Genomic DNA, 13727 nt, shown 5'->3' with positions numbered 1-13727 from the left:
TACAACCAAATGGTTGCACAATATGAACTCAGCGAAGCGGAGGTCGACCGTGTGTTCCACGCACTGGCGACGTCGACCCGGCGTGACATCCTGCGCCGGACCATCGAACGTGAGCAATCAGTATCGGCCCTCGCGAGCGACTACGAGATGTCGTTCGCGGCGGTGCAGAAGCACGTCGCCGTCCTCGAAGAGGCCGGTCTCATCATCAAGCGCGCCGAGGGACGCGAGCGGCTCGTCCGCGCGAATCCTGAGATGATCGCGCGCGCTCGGGCGCTGCTCGCCCGCTATGAAGAGCTCTGGCGCGCACGCGTCGCACGGCTCGACGATCTGCTCGCCGGAGACTCGGCGCAGCATCCACCGAAGTCCACGCAAGAACCACCCACTCAAGGAGAGTGAAATGCCTGTCATCGACATCAACACCGACACCGAGAACCTGACGATGACCGTCACCGCCGAGTTCGCGGCCCCCATCGAGCGGGTTTGGCACGCCTACAGCGATCCCCGCCAGCTCGAGCGCTTCTGGGGTCCTCCCGGGTGGCCGGCGACGTTCCACACCTGGGACCACACGATCGGCGGACGAGCGGACTACTCCATGACCGGTCCGCGCGGCGAGTCCTCGCGCGCCTACTGGGAGTTCCTCACCATCAACGAGCCGCACGGCTTCACCGTGCTCGACGGCTTCAGCGATGACCAGGGCAAGCCCAACGCCGACATGCCCGCGATGCGCATGGAGTTCGCCTTCGAGCCCACGGGCGACGGCACCCGCATGGTCACCTCCAGCCACTTCGACTCGCTCGAAGCGCTGCAGCAGGTGGTCGACATGGGTGTCATCGAAGGCACCCGCGCCGCGATGTCTCAGATCGACGCCGTGCTGCACGACCTGCGCGAGTACGCGCAGGGCAAGGGCACCCGCGTCGAGTACCTCGACGACACCCATGTGAGCATCACGCGTCTGGTCGACGGGCCGCGCGATCTGGTGTGGCGTGCGTACACCGAGCCCGAGCTGATCAAGCAGTGGATGCTCGGCCCCGACGGCTGGGAGATGACGGAGTGCGAGGTCGCCCTCAAGGCCGGCGAGCGCTACCGCAACTCGTGGGCCCCGGTCGGCGACACCGAAGGCGAACCGTTCGGCTTCGAGGGCGAGACGCTGCTCGTCGACGCCCCGCGCCGTGCGGTGCAGCTCGAGCGGATGCAGGGCACCGACGGCCCCGACATCCTGAACGACATGAACCTGTACGAAGAGGACGGCGCGACCCTGGTCACGGTGCTCATGGAGTTCCCCGACAAAGACACCCGCGACATGATCCTCGCCACCGGCATGGCCGACGGCATGGAGTCCTCGTACCAGCGGCTCGAGCAGGCGGTGCTCACCGTCTGACCGCCGCAACTCCGGAAGAACCGGCCGGTTCGCGCGCGAATCGGCCGGTTCTTGCGTGCGTGGCGGCGGTTCTCCGGAGTTACGGCACCGAGCGCCGCAGGCATCCGCCGCCCCGATGGTCACCGCGCGCCCAGCAAGGCGCGTCCGCCCCGCCTAGGGTGGACGGATGATCGATTGGACCTCGTGGATCGGAACCATCGTCGCCATCGGGATTGCGGTCGCCATCGCACTGGCGGCCGTCCTGGGCCTGCGATTGCTCGCATCGCTGCTCAGCCGCAAGCTGAAGTGGATGCGCGAACTCGATCGCAGAGTGCGACGGGCCTGGTCGGCCTTCTGCCTCGTCATCGCCGTGTGGATCGCCGGAGCGGTTTCCCAACCCGGCCGCGAGGACTGGTGGCCGGCCGTATCCCACCTGCTGCTCATCGCCGCGATCCTTACCGCCGCCTGGCTGCTGGCAGCTCTCGTCTCGTTCGGCTTCGAAGGGCTGCTCACTCGTGAGACGGTGACGTTCACCGGCGCGAACCTGCGCCGCCGCCGCACCCAGCTGCTGGTCATCCAGCGCCTCACCCTCGTGCTGATCGGCGTGGTCGCCGTGGGCACCGTGCTGTTCTCGTTCCCGGCGCTGCGCATCGTGGGCACGAGCCTGCTGGCATCCGCCGGCATCGTCAGCGTCATCGCGGGCCTGGCGGCGCAGTCGATCTTCGGCAATCTCATCGCGGGCATCCAGATCGCGTTCACCGACGCCATCCGGGTCGGCGACGTCGTCGTCATCGAGGGCGAGTGGGGGCGCATCGGCGAGATCAACCTGTCGTACGTCGTCGTCTACATCTGGGACGAGCGTCGCCTGGTGATCCCGTGCAGCTACTTCACCACCAACCCGATCGAGACGTGGACGCGCAAGTCGGATGCCATCCTCGGCACGGTCTACATGGACCTCGACTGGCGCGTGCCGATGGACGAGGTGCGCGCGAAGTTCCAGGAGATCATCGAGGCGTCGGATGCCTGGGATCGCCGCTCATCGAGCGTGTACGTCACGGATTCGCAGGGCGGGCACGTGACCGTGCGCTTCGTGATGTCGTCCGAGGACTCCGACGCTCAGTGGGTGCTGCGTTGCGAGGTGCGCGAGAAGATGATGACCTGGCTGCAGCAGGAGCACCCCGAGGCGCTGCCGCGCACGCGGATCGCCGTCGACAGCTGAAAGAGGAAGCATGGAACTCGACGACCTTCTCGCCGAACTGAACTCCGGCCGCACGATCACGGGTGATTCGCCGCTGCACGCGACGATGCACCGCACCAGTCAGGAGGCCCTGCGGATCGCCGCCGAGCTCAACGGCACCTACCAGGAGCCCGAGCGCGTGCGCGAACTGCTCGCCGAGCTGACGGGCCAGCCCGTCCACGAGACCGTGACGCTGTTCCCGCCGTTCACCGCCGATTTCGGGCGCAACATCCACCTCGGCCGGCGCATCTTCATCAACTCCGGATGCCGGTTCCAGGATCAGGGCGGCATCACGATCGGTGATGACTCGCTGATCGGCCACAACGTCGTCATCGCGACGCTCAACCACGATCTCGCGCCCTCCCGGCGCGCCGACATGCACCCGGCACCGGTCGTCGTCGGACGCCGGGTGTGGGTCGGCGCGAACGCCACGATCCTGCCAGGCGTCACCATCGGCGACGATGCCGTGATCGGCGCGGCATCGGTCGTCACCAAGGACGTCCCGGCCGGAGCCATCGCCGTGGGATCGCCGGCGCGCGTGGTCCGCTCCGTTCCGGAGTGAGCGCCGGCCGTCAGGCTGACCCGGTTCAGGAACTGCGCGAGGTGCGCCGCCCGACCCGCGTCGACCACAGGGCCAGCCACACCAGGACAGGCTGCAGAAACAGCCGCCCGAACCGCTTCATCTCAGTGTCGAGCCCCGGAGTGCTGCGGTGATGCGTCCACTGCGTCACGTTGCCGGGGAAGACCGCGACGAAGAAGAGCGCGACGAGCGTGCCGATCGTCCGCCGCCGACGCCGGGCGAGGAGCATCGCGGCGCCCAGGCCGATCTCGATCACACCGGATGCCACGACCGTCGTGTCCGGATCGCCCGGCACCCAGTCGGGCACCACGGCCTGGAAACCGCGTCGACCGAACGTCAGATGCGCGATGCCTGCGAACACGAGAAGCCCGCCGAGGCCTACCCGTGCCACCGTTCGAGGAGCGGATGTCATGTGGCGAGTGTACGCGGACGTCAGCCGACGGGCGTCGATCCCGCGACCTCACGATTTTCAGTCGCTGACCGCGGTTTCCCGTCAGATCAGGCGGCGCAGCGCCTGCTCAAGCGAGATGTCCTGCGCCTGGGCGCGGTCGCGCAGGCGGGCATGTTCATCGCCGGTGAGTGACACCTTCAGCGTGACGGGCTGAGCGATCTCAGCATCCCCGAGGCCATCGAGCAGATCCGAGGCTTCAGCCCACAGCGACTGGGTCGCCGGTGTCGCAGGCGCGGGCGCGACAGCCGCGCGGGGACTTGAAGACGTGACGGCCATGGCGCCGGCGAGGGCGGCACCCCCGTCCACGGCTGACGCGAATCCCGGCCCGCGGCGGGGCTCCTGCTTCTGCTGATAGGCCTTCGCCGCGGCGTTCGCCCGCTCATCGGCGGCTTCGTTCAGCGGATGTCCGGCGTGCCCCTTCACCCAGGTGAACGAGACGTCGCGTCCGCGGATGGCCTCGTCGATGCCCTCCAGCAGGTCGCGGTTCAGCACCGGTCCGCCATCGGACTTGCGCCAGCCGCGGCGCTTCCATCCGGGCATCCACTTCGTCACGGAATCGATCACGTACCGACTGTCGCATTCGATGACGAGCTTCTCATCGGTGCCGGCGGTCGCGCGCAGCAGCTCCAGCACGGCCTGCAGCTCGCCCTGATTGTTCGTGCCGTGCGGTGAGCCGCCGGCGGCCCACCGGTCGTCGTCGATGTACCAGGCCCAGCCGTTCGGTCCGGGGTTGCCGAGGGCGGAGCCGTCTGCCGCGGCGGTGATCGTCATCCTTCAACCGTAAGCCGTCGGCGGGGTGCGCCCCGGACGGTAGCCTCAGAGGATGTCTGGATTGGGCCTGAAGGTCGTGGTGATCACGATCGTCATCGCGTTGCTCGTGGTGATCGTCGCGCGGGCCTTCCGACGCGTGCGCCCCGCGCCCGTGAAGCAGGCGCCGCTGCGACAGCGGATGCCCCTGCTGTTCGCCCTGGTCGGCGCTGCGCTGCTCGCCATCGGGTTCGTCATGGCGCTGGCCTCGTTCACCTCCCAGTACACGCACGAACTGCTGCCGATGCGGGTCACCTCGGTCGTGCTGTTCGTCGCCGGGCTGTGCGTGCTGCTCGCGTTTCGCAACTGGTACATCGAGGCGGGGTCGGATGCTGTCGGCTACCGCACGGTCTTCGGGCGCGAGAAGCGCATCGCCTACGCCGATATCGAGTCCTGCCGCACGGCCAAGGTGTTCGGGCGCGAACGCGTCATCGTGCGCTCGCGCGCCGGTGCGAAGCTCAGTGTCGACGCCAAGCGATACGACATGTCGCGCGTCATCGCCGCGAGCCGGTAGCGAGCCCGCGCAGTTCTCAGACGGCGCGGAAGGTGAAGAACGCCTCGACGCCGCCGTGGTTGACAACGCCCTCGCCGGTGCCCCACACGCGCGCCGAGGTGGTCGCGCCACTCTCGACGAACGCGTAGCCGGTGTGCTCCAGCCGCCAGCCGAGCTTCTCGACCTCGCTGAGGAAGTACCCGACGTGGTCGTCGCGCTGCATCCGATTCTCGGCCGATCCCCACGTCGACGCCTGCCCCGTCAGGTGGGCGATGTCGATCTGCAGGTGCAGCAGCGAATCTCCACGGGTGCGGGCGTCGACGGCGAGCTGCAGCAGGCGCGTGGCCTCATCAGATGCGGGCATGTCGCGAGTGTAGTGGCTACTCGCCGTCGTTCTCGGAGGTGTCCACGGCCTCGGGGGTCGGCGGCGTGACGGGCAGCACTACGGTCGTGTACTGCGCGCCGAGTCCGAAATCGTTCAGGCCCACGCCCGGCACGTCGTCGAGCCGCTTTGCCGGGTCGGTCTCATCGAGCGGCTCGCCGGGCAGCGCGGCCCACGCGCTCGGCTCCTGCGGCTTCTGTGTGAACAGTCCCATCTCTCCATTGTCCGCCCTGTGACGTGGATCGGGTCAGAAGTCGGCGATAGTTCAGAAGTCGGCGATCACCAGCTTCTTCATCTTCAGCATCCGACCGTAGGCACCTGGCCGTTCCATCAGCTCGCCCATGTTGTCGGGCACGATCTGCCAGCTCACGCCGTACCGGTCGGCCAGCCATCCGCACTGCTCAGCCTCGGGCACGGCCGACAGGGCATCCCACAGTCTGTCGATCTCGGCCTGACCGTGGCAGCGCACCTCGAGCGAGACACCGGGCGAGAAGGCGAACTCGTGCGCGACGTTCGAGTCCATCATCGAGAACCACTGGTCGCCGACGCGGAACTCGCCGAACATCACGCTTCCGGCCCCAGCGGCGCCGGTCGCCGCGGGGTACTCCGCCACCATGCCGATCTCAGCGTCGTCGAACAGCGAGGTGTACAGCTCCGCCGCTTCGCGCGCCTTGTCCTGCACAGCGCCGGCGAACATGATCTGCGGAATGACGAACGGCCGCGGGTCGCCCTCGGGGTCTGTGAGCATGAGCTGCCAGCTGACGCCGTAGCGGTCCTGCACCCAGCCGTAGTGCGGGCTGAACGGATATTCGGCCAGCTCCATCAGCACCATGCCGCCTTCCGCCAGCGCGGCCCAGGTTTCATCGAGTCGAGCGCGTGCGGTATCCGCATCGCCGCCGAACATCAGCGGATCGAAGTTCAGCATGAACGAGATCGACGGGTTGGGTCGGAAGTGCGCGTCGGAGTTGATCATGGTGATCTGGAATCCGTCGACCGACAGGTCGACGACGAGTGGCTTGCCGGCGAAGCCGGCCTGCGACTCCGGCACCTCGTCCGGGTAGCGCGCGGTGATCCGTGACGTGGTGTTCGGCAGGGCGGCGCTGTAGAACTCGCCGCCCTGCTCGGCATCGCCGTTGAACCACAGGTTGGGGATGATCTTCTGAGACATGCTCGTGACTCCTTATCGCGATTCTGGTGCGGGGTCGGCGTCGCGGACGGCATCCACCAGCTCTCGCCACGCGCCCTGCATGTGCGTGTCGGGGACGACCTGCTGTCGCTGCTCGTCCTGCACGCGGGCGTGGATGCTCCAGATGTAGCGGTCGGCGCTCGGGACGTCGTCTTCGTCGGCATCCATCGGCTCGTCCCACGGACACTGCTCGACGAGGGCGAGCCAGTGCGGCGTCTGCTCGGGGTCGGGCTCGGCGCGCCAGCGCCGCCGCATCCCCGCCAGCCCGCCCGTGCGCACCACGGCGACGACGATGTGGTTCAGCCCCGCATCGCTCCGGCTGTCCGTCCCGTCACCGGGGATCTCGCGTTCGTGCATCCTTGATCACTCCGACGGCGACCCACGCGTCGTGGATCGCTGACTCCACGTTAACCCCGATCTCGGCCGCCGCGGTGAGTGTCTTCTCTGCGAACTCTGAGAATCCAGCATCCGACGACAATCCGCCGGTCAGCGCGCGATACCAGGCCAGGCCCGCGCCTTCCCAGGCGTGTCCGCCGATCGCGCGCGCAGCGAGCGCGAAAGCGCGGTTCGGGATGCCCGAATTGATGTGCACGCCGCCGTTGTCCTCGGTGGTCTGCACGTAGTCGCGCATGTGCGCCGGCTGCGGATCCTTGCCCAGTTCGTCATCGTCGTACGCCGTGCCCGGCTCGAGCATCGATCGAAGCGCACGGCCCTGCACGGCCTCGGTGAAGATGCCCTCGCCGACCAGCCAGGTCGCGTCTTCGGCACTCTGCCCCTTCAGGTGCTGCTCGGTGAGCACGCCGAACACGTCCGCGATCGACTCGTTCAGTGCGCCGGACTGGCCCTGGTAGACGAGTCCAGCCGAGGTCTGGATCACCCCGTGCCCGAGTTCGTGCCCGATCACGGACACCGAGCCGGTGAAGCCTTGGAACACCTCGCCGTCGCCGTCGCCGAACACCATGCGCGAGCCGTCCCAGAACGCGTTGTCGTAGTCGACGCCGTAGTGCACCGTCGCATTCAGCGCAGCGCCCGCTCCGTCGAGCGAATCCCGCCCGAAGGCATCGAGCAGCATCTCGAACGTGGCGCCGAGGCCGTCGAAGGCGTCGTTCACCGTCACGTCGGCGACCGGCGGCTCGTCTTCGCCGCGCACGATCAGGCCGGGCAGCTTCTCGGTGTTCTGCGCGTCGAAGATCGTGCGCGTCGGCGCGGCCGTGACCTCGGCGACCAGCGCGCCGGACTCGTCGATCGACAGCTCGAGGGTGGAGTGGTACGTCGGCCGACCGGCGATCAGCGTCTGCCGCGCCGCTTGAGCTGCGTGGGTGTATTTGCCGGACACGGCCAGCCGTGCCAGCAGGTAGCCGGGGACGATGCCCTGCATGCCGATCATGTTCGTCATCGTCATCGCCGCCTCCGTTGGTCTTGATCAGGACGATACGCCGGGGCAGGGACAAAGTCACCGGCGGCATTCGTGTCGCCGCCGAATGGGTTGATAGCGTCGCCAAGTGGATCTCGCCGTAATTCTGAAGTACACCCTGATCGTCATAGCCGTCGTGCTGGTCGGACTTCTCGCGAAATGGGCGCGCAGCAGGCCGAACCGCGCGAAGCGGCTCCCCGAGCGGGTGCGGATGCCCAAGATCGTGCCGATCATCGGATGGATCCTCATCATCGTGGGCACGCTGATGGTGCTCGCCGCCTTCACCCGCCCGGCGGGAGAAGAAGAGATCGGCATGCAGATCGCGTCGGTGGCGATCGTCGCGTGCGGGGTTTTCTTCCTGGTCATGTACCGCAACTGGTACATCGCGCCCGGCGCTGACGAGATCGTGTTCCGGACGGTCTGGGGAGCTGAGAAGGCGATCCGCTACGCCGACATCGTCACCTACGAGGTGCGTCCGGTCAGCGCCCAGCCGACGCTGCTGATCTCGGCATCCGATGGCACCAGGTTCCGCGTCAACCTCGCGACCTACGACGTGGCACCACTGATCGCCCACCTGGAGTACCACCAGAAGAACGGCCGATGGCCGGTGCGCGGCGAACTGGGTCCGCTGCCTGGTTGACGCCCGGATCTAGCGGCGCACCACCATGGGGGTGCCGGTGACCGGACGACGACTCTGCCGTCGTAGTCGACGACGAGTCCGCTGGCTTCGACGGCCGGATGCTGCGTGGTCATGGGTTCCTCAGGGATGGCAGCGGTGCGGGCGGGCCCGCACCGCCGAAGGGATCTGGTTCTCCTCCGCCACCCGCGTCACGAGAAGGTCTCGAACCGTCAACACTCTTGACACATCTGAGTTCTGTATACAGAATACGGGTACGCCTTGCGGCGTTCCCGACACAGTCTTCCAATGATGAAAGAGGTAGCGAGATGGTTCGTGCGAAGGTGACGCGGTATCTGGCGTTGGGAGCCGCCGGCTCCCTGGTGCTGGGGCTCGCCGCGTGCAGCGGCAGCGGTGGTGACGGACCCGCTGCTGACGGATCTGCGACGGTCGTCTGGTCGACGTGGGGCAGCGCCGATGAACTCAAGCGCTATGACGCGTTCAACAAGGAGTTCATGGACCGTCACCCTGAGATCACCGTCAAGATGCAGCCCGTCGCCGGCTACGGCGACTACCACCCGAAGCTGCTCGCGCAGTTGGCGGCCAACAAGGCGCCGGACGTCTTCTACATCGGCGATGACCAGATCGGCCAGTTCATCGACTCGGGCCGGCTCCTGCCGGTGACCGATCTGATGGAGTCGGATGCCAGCCAGAGCACGCCCGATGACTTCTTCCCCGGCCTGTTCGGCGCAGCCGAGAAGGACGGAGACTACTACGGCGCACCGAACGACTCGAACCCCGATGTCCTCTGGTACGACAAGGCGACTCTGAAGTCGGCCGGAATCACCGAGGACCCGGCGACGCTGGCTGAGAACGGCGAGTGGACCACCGAGAAGTTCCTCGAGATGAACGACAAGCTCGCCGACGCCGGCATCGGCGGGACGATGTTCTGGAACTACTGGGCCACGCATTGGGGCTGGCTCGCCTCGCAGGGTGCCGCCGCGCCGTACGACGACTCCGGCGCCTTCGTCGCGAACAAGGATGAAGAGTCGGTCGAGCTGATCCAGGAGCTGGGTGACCGCGTCCAGGACGGGCAGTTCATCGTCGCAGACACACTGCCAGACGGCGCAGGCGCCGACAGCCTGTTCGTCACCGGCAAGGCGGGCTTCTTCATCCAGGGCCGCTACACGATCAGCACGGTCAAAGAGGCCGGCACGGCCGACAATGTCGACATCGTGCGCTGGCCCACCCCAGACGGTGCCGAGGAGCCGACCGGCGTCGCCGTGTCGTACCTCGCGATCAACAACGGGACGAAGGTGAAGGACGCCGCGTTCCTGTTCTGGACCGAGTTCCTGAGCGCGCAGGGTCAGATCTCGCGGCTGTCCGGTGACGGCAACGCCGTGCCGTCGATCAAGGGCGCCGACGAGGTCGTGCTCGAGGATGACTACCCGCCGCACGCGCAGACCATGCTCGACATGCGCGACATCGGCTTCGTCGACTATGCCGCCGAAGCGCGGGTGCCCAACCTGCCTACCGATATCGCCGAGATCTTCCTCAAGCTGTACGAGGGGAAGCAGGATGCCAAGGCCACGCTCGACGAGGTCGCAGATCTGGTTGCGGAGAAGACGGGCGAATGACGACGTCCGGAATCGAGGGGGCGGTCGAGGAAGCGACCGCCCCCTCGGGGACACTCCCCGATCCACCCCGGCGGACCGAATCGGCGTGGCGGCGCCGGGATCGTCGCTGGGGTTACCTGTTCGTCGGGCCCCAGCTCATCGGCATGGGCCTGTTCGTCGTCCTGCCGTTCTTCGCGAGCCTCGTGCTCGCCTTCGCCTCATGGAACGGGCTCACCGAACTGGAGTGGGTGGGCTTCGCCAACTTCACCGACCAGTTCCAGGACGAGCTGCTCTGGCGTTCGATCGCGAACACCCTCTTCATCGCCATCGTCACGGTGCCGATCGGGCTCGGGCTGGCCGTCGTCATCGCGATCGCCCTGGAGAAGCTCAAGACCCGCACCCTCTACCTCGTGCTGTTCTTCGCTCCCGTGATGACCTCGACGGTTGCCGTGGCGATGATCTGGCAGCAGATGTTCCGGGCCGACGGCATCATGTCGGCGACAATCTCGAGGATCTTCGGCATCGCGCCACCCGACTGGCTGGGTGACCCGAAACTCGCGCTCATCGCCGTGTGCATCGTCACGATCTGGGCATCCCTCGGACTCAACGTCGTCATCTTCCTCGCCGGACTCCAGAACATCTCCCCCGGCATCATCGAGGCGGCGCGCATCGACGGAGCCGGCGCGTGGCGGATCTTCTGGAGCATCCGCCTGCCGCTGCTGTCGCCGATCATCTTCTTCTCCAGCGTCGTAGCGTTCATCTCGTCGCTGCAGACCTTCGACACCGTCTACGTGCTCGTCTCCAACGCCGGACCCGACAACGCCACCCGCACGATCGTCTATCACATCTTCGATCTCGGCTTCCGGCGGTTCGAATTCGGACCCTCGAGCGCCGCATCGATCATTCTGCTCGTGATCACCCTGATCATCACGGCGATTCAGTTCGGTGCGCAGAAGAAGTTCGTGCACTACGAGGAGGACTCCGCGTGAGCATCCCCGCCGCCCGACTCACCGACGGCACTCAGCCGCCGGTCACCGATTCGACCGTGGCGATCATCGCCCCGGGTCGTCGCCAGCGCAGTGCACCGGTGCGAGATCGCGCCAAGCGGCGCATCAACTCCAGCGTGCTGCACGTGCTCCTGGTCATCGGGGGCATCGGCATGGTGTTCCCCTTCGTGTGGATGCTGCTGACGTCGTTCAAGACACTGCCTCAGCTGCTCAAGGATCCGCTGTCGTTCATCCCGAGCCCGTGGACCGTCGAGAACTACACCGAGGCGTGGACCGCTGTGCCGTTCGGCCAGGCGTACATCAACAGCATCTACATCGCCGTGCTGGTCGTGATCGGCACGCTCCTGACCGCATCGATGGCCGGATACGCCTTCGCCCGCATCCCGTTCCGGGGCAGCAAGGTGATCTTCATCGTGTTCCTGGCGACTCAGATGATCCCTGCACAGGTCACGCTGATCCCGTTCTATCTGCTGATGTCGCAGTTCGGCTGGGTGGACTCGCACCTCGCGCTGATCGTGCCTGGGCTGCTGGCGAACCCCTTCGCCGTGTTCCTCATGCGTCAGTTCGTGCTGTCACTGCCGAAGGAACTCGAGGAGGCGGCGATCATCGACGGCGCAGGCAGATGGCGAGTGTTCTGGAGCGTCATCCTGCCCAACCTGAAGCCCGGACTCGCCGCGCTCAGCATCATCGTGTCACTCGGAGTGTGGAACGCGTTCCTGTTCCCGCTCGTGCTGCTGAACTCGCCGGACCTCTTCACCGTGCCGCTGCTGCTGAACTCGTTCTCGGGCCAGTTCGGCTCGGTCAACTACGGACTGGTGACGGCAGCCTCGGCGATCTCGACCATTCCGATGCTGATCGTCTTCGTGATAGGTCAGCGCAAGATCCTGAACAGCATGGCCGCCTCGGGCCTCGGAGGACGATGAATCTCGCCGCGCTCGCCGGAAAGCACCTCGACCTGGTCTCGGCCCCATTCACGCTGCCGCGCTCGCGCGTGCTCGTGTTCCGCGCCCCCGATGGGGTCCGTGTGCACACCTCTGAGTACGAGAAGCGGCTCTCGGAGTGCCGCGTGCTCGACTCGCTGACGGTGACGGATGCCGAGGGGCAGGCGCTTCCGGTCGTCGATGTGCTGCCGGGGCGGGTGCGCTTCGGGGCATCCGGTGCGGAGGCGACGCTCACGTTCGCTGACCCGTCGACGCTGAGCCTCGGTCCTTCCACCGGATCAGCGGCCAATGCAGGCATGCGGTTGCGCTTCGAGCGCCCGGACGGCGGTGTCGAGGAGCATCCGCTCGTGGACGGCATCCGACTGCACGTCGCCGCCGATCGCCGCGTGAGCGTCGAGCCGGGCGACCACGCAAGCGCCCTTGCTGCGACCGGTGCGATCTGGGACGACTGGTTCGGCAAGTGCCCGATCGTGCGCGACGACCTCCAGGAGATGGCCGCGTTCTGCTGGTGGGTGCTCGGCGCGAACATCGTGGAGCTGCCGTCGCTGGGCGACGCCCGCGCGATCGTGCCGTCGAAGATCGGCTACGTCGGACTCTGGCAGTGGGACGCGTACTTCATCGCCGTCGGGGCCCGCCACGGCGATCCCGAGCTCGCCCGCGAGCAACTGTCGATCGCGTTCCGATTCCCTCGGCCCGACGGGCAGCTCCCCGACGTCGTGCACGAGCTCGGAGTGCTCGCGACGAGCGACGATCTGCCGGAGAGCGACCGCGTCAACCTCCGTCGCGCCGGCTCGCAGATCGCCGACCCGAGCACTCCGGTGCCGTTGACCAAGCCGCCGCTGGCTGCGTGGGCACTGCGCAAGGTGCTCGCGGTCGGTGATGACCCTGCGTTCGCTCGGGAGCAGCTGCCCAGGATCGTCGCCTCGCAGGACTGGTGGTTCGCGGGCTCCGACCTCGATCACGATGGAATGCCGGAGTACGGGCATCCGTACTCCTCCGGTCTCGACGACAGCCCCATCTTCGACGGGCCGCTGCCGACCGCGTCCCCAGACCTCGGCGCGTACCTCGTACGGCAGGATCGTGAGATCGCCGATCTGCTCGAACGCTATGAGCCGGATGTCGACCCGGCGAGGTTCCGCGAGCGGGCCGCGGCGACGCAGCAGCTGCTGCTGAAGATGTGGTCACCGGAGCATGGTCGATTCCTCGCCCATGGCGGGGGCGAGGTTCAGTTCAGCGACACCGTGGTCGGCCTCATGCCGCTGCTCACCGGAACGCTTCCGGGTGCCGTCGCGGATGCCCTTCGTCATGCCGTCGACGACCCGGAGCGGTTCGGACTGGAGTGGGGGCTGCCGACGGTGGCGGCATCCGACCCCGACTTCTCACCGGAGCGGATGTGGCGCGGCCCGATCTGGGTGAACACGAGCATGCTCGTCGCCGAGGGCCTCGAGGCCTCGGGCTGGCCAGAGCGGGCCCGAGAACTGCGGGAACACATTGTGGCGCTCGTGATCCACGGCGGGGGCCCGCACGAGTACTTCAACCCCCGCACGGGCCTCAAAGCCGACCGCGCGACGACCGCCTTCGGCTGGTCCGCGGCCCTGTTTATCGATCTGGCCGTCGGACTGTCGGTCTGACCCGTCGCT

At 67.1% G+C, this 13727-nt stretch carries 17 protein-coding genes; 10 read left to right on the top strand and 7 right to left on the bottom strand.

Features of this window, described 5'->3' with window-relative positions; translation table 11 throughout:
• Positions 1–9: 9 nt before the first annotated feature.
• From MNR00_RS16095 to MNR00_RS16080, 4 genes are all read left to right on the top strand, one after another.
• On the top strand, positions 10–396 hold the full coding sequence (locus MNR00_RS16095) for a metalloregulator ArsR/SmtB family transcription factor (protein WP_241926919.1): 387 nt from the start codon (positions 10–12) through the stop codon (positions 394–396).
• A gap of 1 nt (position 397) precedes the next feature.
• Positions 398–1378: an SRPBCC family protein gene (locus MNR00_RS16090; protein ID WP_241926918.1), complete on the top strand. Its 981-nt coding sequence runs from the start codon at positions 398–400 to the stop codon at positions 1376–1378.
• Positions 1379–1544: 166 nt separating this feature from the next.
• Entirely contained in the window at positions 1545–2576 is a 1032-nt protein-coding gene (locus MNR00_RS16085) for a mechanosensitive ion channel domain-containing protein (protein WP_241926917.1), read from the top strand.
• A 10-nt stretch (positions 2577–2586) separates the two neighbouring features.
• Complete coding sequence (locus MNR00_RS16080) at positions 2587–3156, top strand: DapH/DapD/GlmU-related protein (protein WP_241926916.1); 570 nt, start codon at positions 2587–2589, stop codon at positions 3154–3156.
• Between the two features lie 25 nt (positions 3157–3181).
• Here MNR00_RS16080 and MNR00_RS16075 read toward each other — a convergent pair whose 3' ends face one another.
• Both MNR00_RS16075 and MNR00_RS16070 read right to left on the bottom strand, forming a co-directional pair.
• The gene (locus MNR00_RS16075; RefSeq protein ID WP_241926915.1) at positions 3182–3586 is read right to left on the bottom strand and encodes a DoxX family membrane protein; all 405 of its coding nucleotides are present in this window, start codon (positions 3584–3586) and stop codon (positions 3182–3184) included.
• An 81-nt stretch (positions 3587–3667) separates the two neighbouring features.
• Positions 3668–4396 (bottom strand): ribonuclease H, encoded by a 729-nt coding sequence (locus MNR00_RS16070; RefSeq protein WP_347271918.1) that lies wholly within the window; start codon positions 4394–4396, stop codon positions 3668–3670.
• A gap of 52 nt (positions 4397–4448) precedes the next feature.
• Between MNR00_RS16070 and MNR00_RS16065 the strand changes: the two genes are divergently transcribed.
• Positions 4449–4946 carry a hypothetical protein gene (locus MNR00_RS16065; protein WP_241926914.1) on the top strand — a complete coding sequence of 166 codons (498 nt, stop codon included), beginning with the start codon at positions 4449–4451 and terminating at the stop codon, positions 4944–4946.
• Positions 4947–4962: 16 nt separating this feature from the next.
• On the opposite strand, the gene MNR00_RS16060 is transcribed toward MNR00_RS16065, so the two are convergent.
• The 5 genes from MNR00_RS16060 to MNR00_RS16040 are packed head-to-tail and all read right to left on the bottom strand — an operon-like array spanning position 4963 to position 7895.
• On the bottom strand, positions 4963–5289 hold the full coding sequence (locus MNR00_RS16060; RefSeq protein WP_241926913.1) for a hypothetical protein: 327 nt from the start codon (positions 5287–5289) through the stop codon (positions 4963–4965).
• 16 nt (positions 5290–5305) lie between these two features.
• On the bottom strand, positions 5306–5521 hold the full coding sequence (locus tag MNR00_RS16055; RefSeq protein WP_241926912.1) for a hypothetical protein: 216 nt from the start codon (positions 5519–5521) through the stop codon (positions 5306–5308).
• A gap of 51 nt (positions 5522–5572) precedes the next feature.
• Positions 5573–6475, bottom strand: coding sequence for a VOC family protein (locus MNR00_RS16050; RefSeq protein WP_241926911.1), 903 nt, complete (start codon positions 6473–6475; stop codon positions 5573–5575).
• A 12-nt stretch (positions 6476–6487) separates the two neighbouring features.
• Entirely contained in the window at positions 6488–6850 is a 363-nt protein-coding gene (locus MNR00_RS16045) for a protealysin inhibitor emfourin (protein WP_241926910.1), read from the bottom strand.
• The gene (locus MNR00_RS16040; protein WP_241926909.1) at positions 6825–7895 is read right to left on the bottom strand and encodes a M4 family metallopeptidase; all 1071 of its coding nucleotides are present in this window, start codon (positions 7893–7895) and stop codon (positions 6825–6827) included. Before MNR00_RS16040 ends, MNR00_RS16045 begins: the two co-directional genes overlap by 26 nt.
• A 100-nt stretch (positions 7896–7995) precedes the next feature.
• Here MNR00_RS16040 and MNR00_RS16035 point away from each other — a divergent pair, with 100 nt between their 5' ends.
• From MNR00_RS16035 to MNR00_RS16015, 5 genes are all read left to right on the top strand, one after another.
• Positions 7996–8547, top strand: a complete 552-nt coding sequence (locus MNR00_RS16035; RefSeq protein ID WP_241926908.1) for a hypothetical protein — start codon at positions 7996–7998, stop codon at positions 8545–8547.
• Between the two features lie 305 nt (positions 8548–8852).
• On the top strand, positions 8853–10160 hold the full coding sequence (locus tag MNR00_RS16030) for a sugar ABC transporter substrate-binding protein (RefSeq protein WP_241926907.1): 1308 nt from the start codon (positions 8853–8855) through the stop codon (positions 10158–10160).
• Complete coding sequence (locus MNR00_RS16025; RefSeq protein WP_241926906.1) at positions 10157–11128, top strand: sugar ABC transporter permease; 972 nt, start codon at positions 10157–10159, stop codon at positions 11126–11128. Before MNR00_RS16030 ends, MNR00_RS16025 begins: the two co-directional genes overlap by 4 nt.
• On the top strand, positions 11125–12069 hold the full coding sequence (locus tag MNR00_RS16020; RefSeq protein ID WP_241926905.1) for a carbohydrate ABC transporter permease: 945 nt from the start codon (positions 11125–11127) through the stop codon (positions 12067–12069). Before MNR00_RS16025 ends, MNR00_RS16020 begins: the two co-directional genes overlap by 4 nt.
• Positions 12066–13718: a hypothetical protein gene (locus MNR00_RS16015; protein ID WP_241926904.1), complete on the top strand. Its 1653-nt coding sequence runs from the start codon at positions 12066–12068 to the stop codon at positions 13716–13718. Before MNR00_RS16020 ends, MNR00_RS16015 begins: the two co-directional genes overlap by 4 nt.
• The last annotated feature ends 9 nt before the right edge of the window (positions 13719–13727 follow it).

It is taken from the genome of Microbacterium sp. H1-D42, assembly GCF_022637555.1.
In the GTDB taxonomy this organism is placed as follows: domain Bacteria; phylum Actinomycetota; class Actinomycetes; order Actinomycetales; family Microbacteriaceae; genus Microbacterium.
Note: the sequence above shows the minus strand (reverse complement) of the source record. Positions and strands in the feature narration are given on the sequence as shown.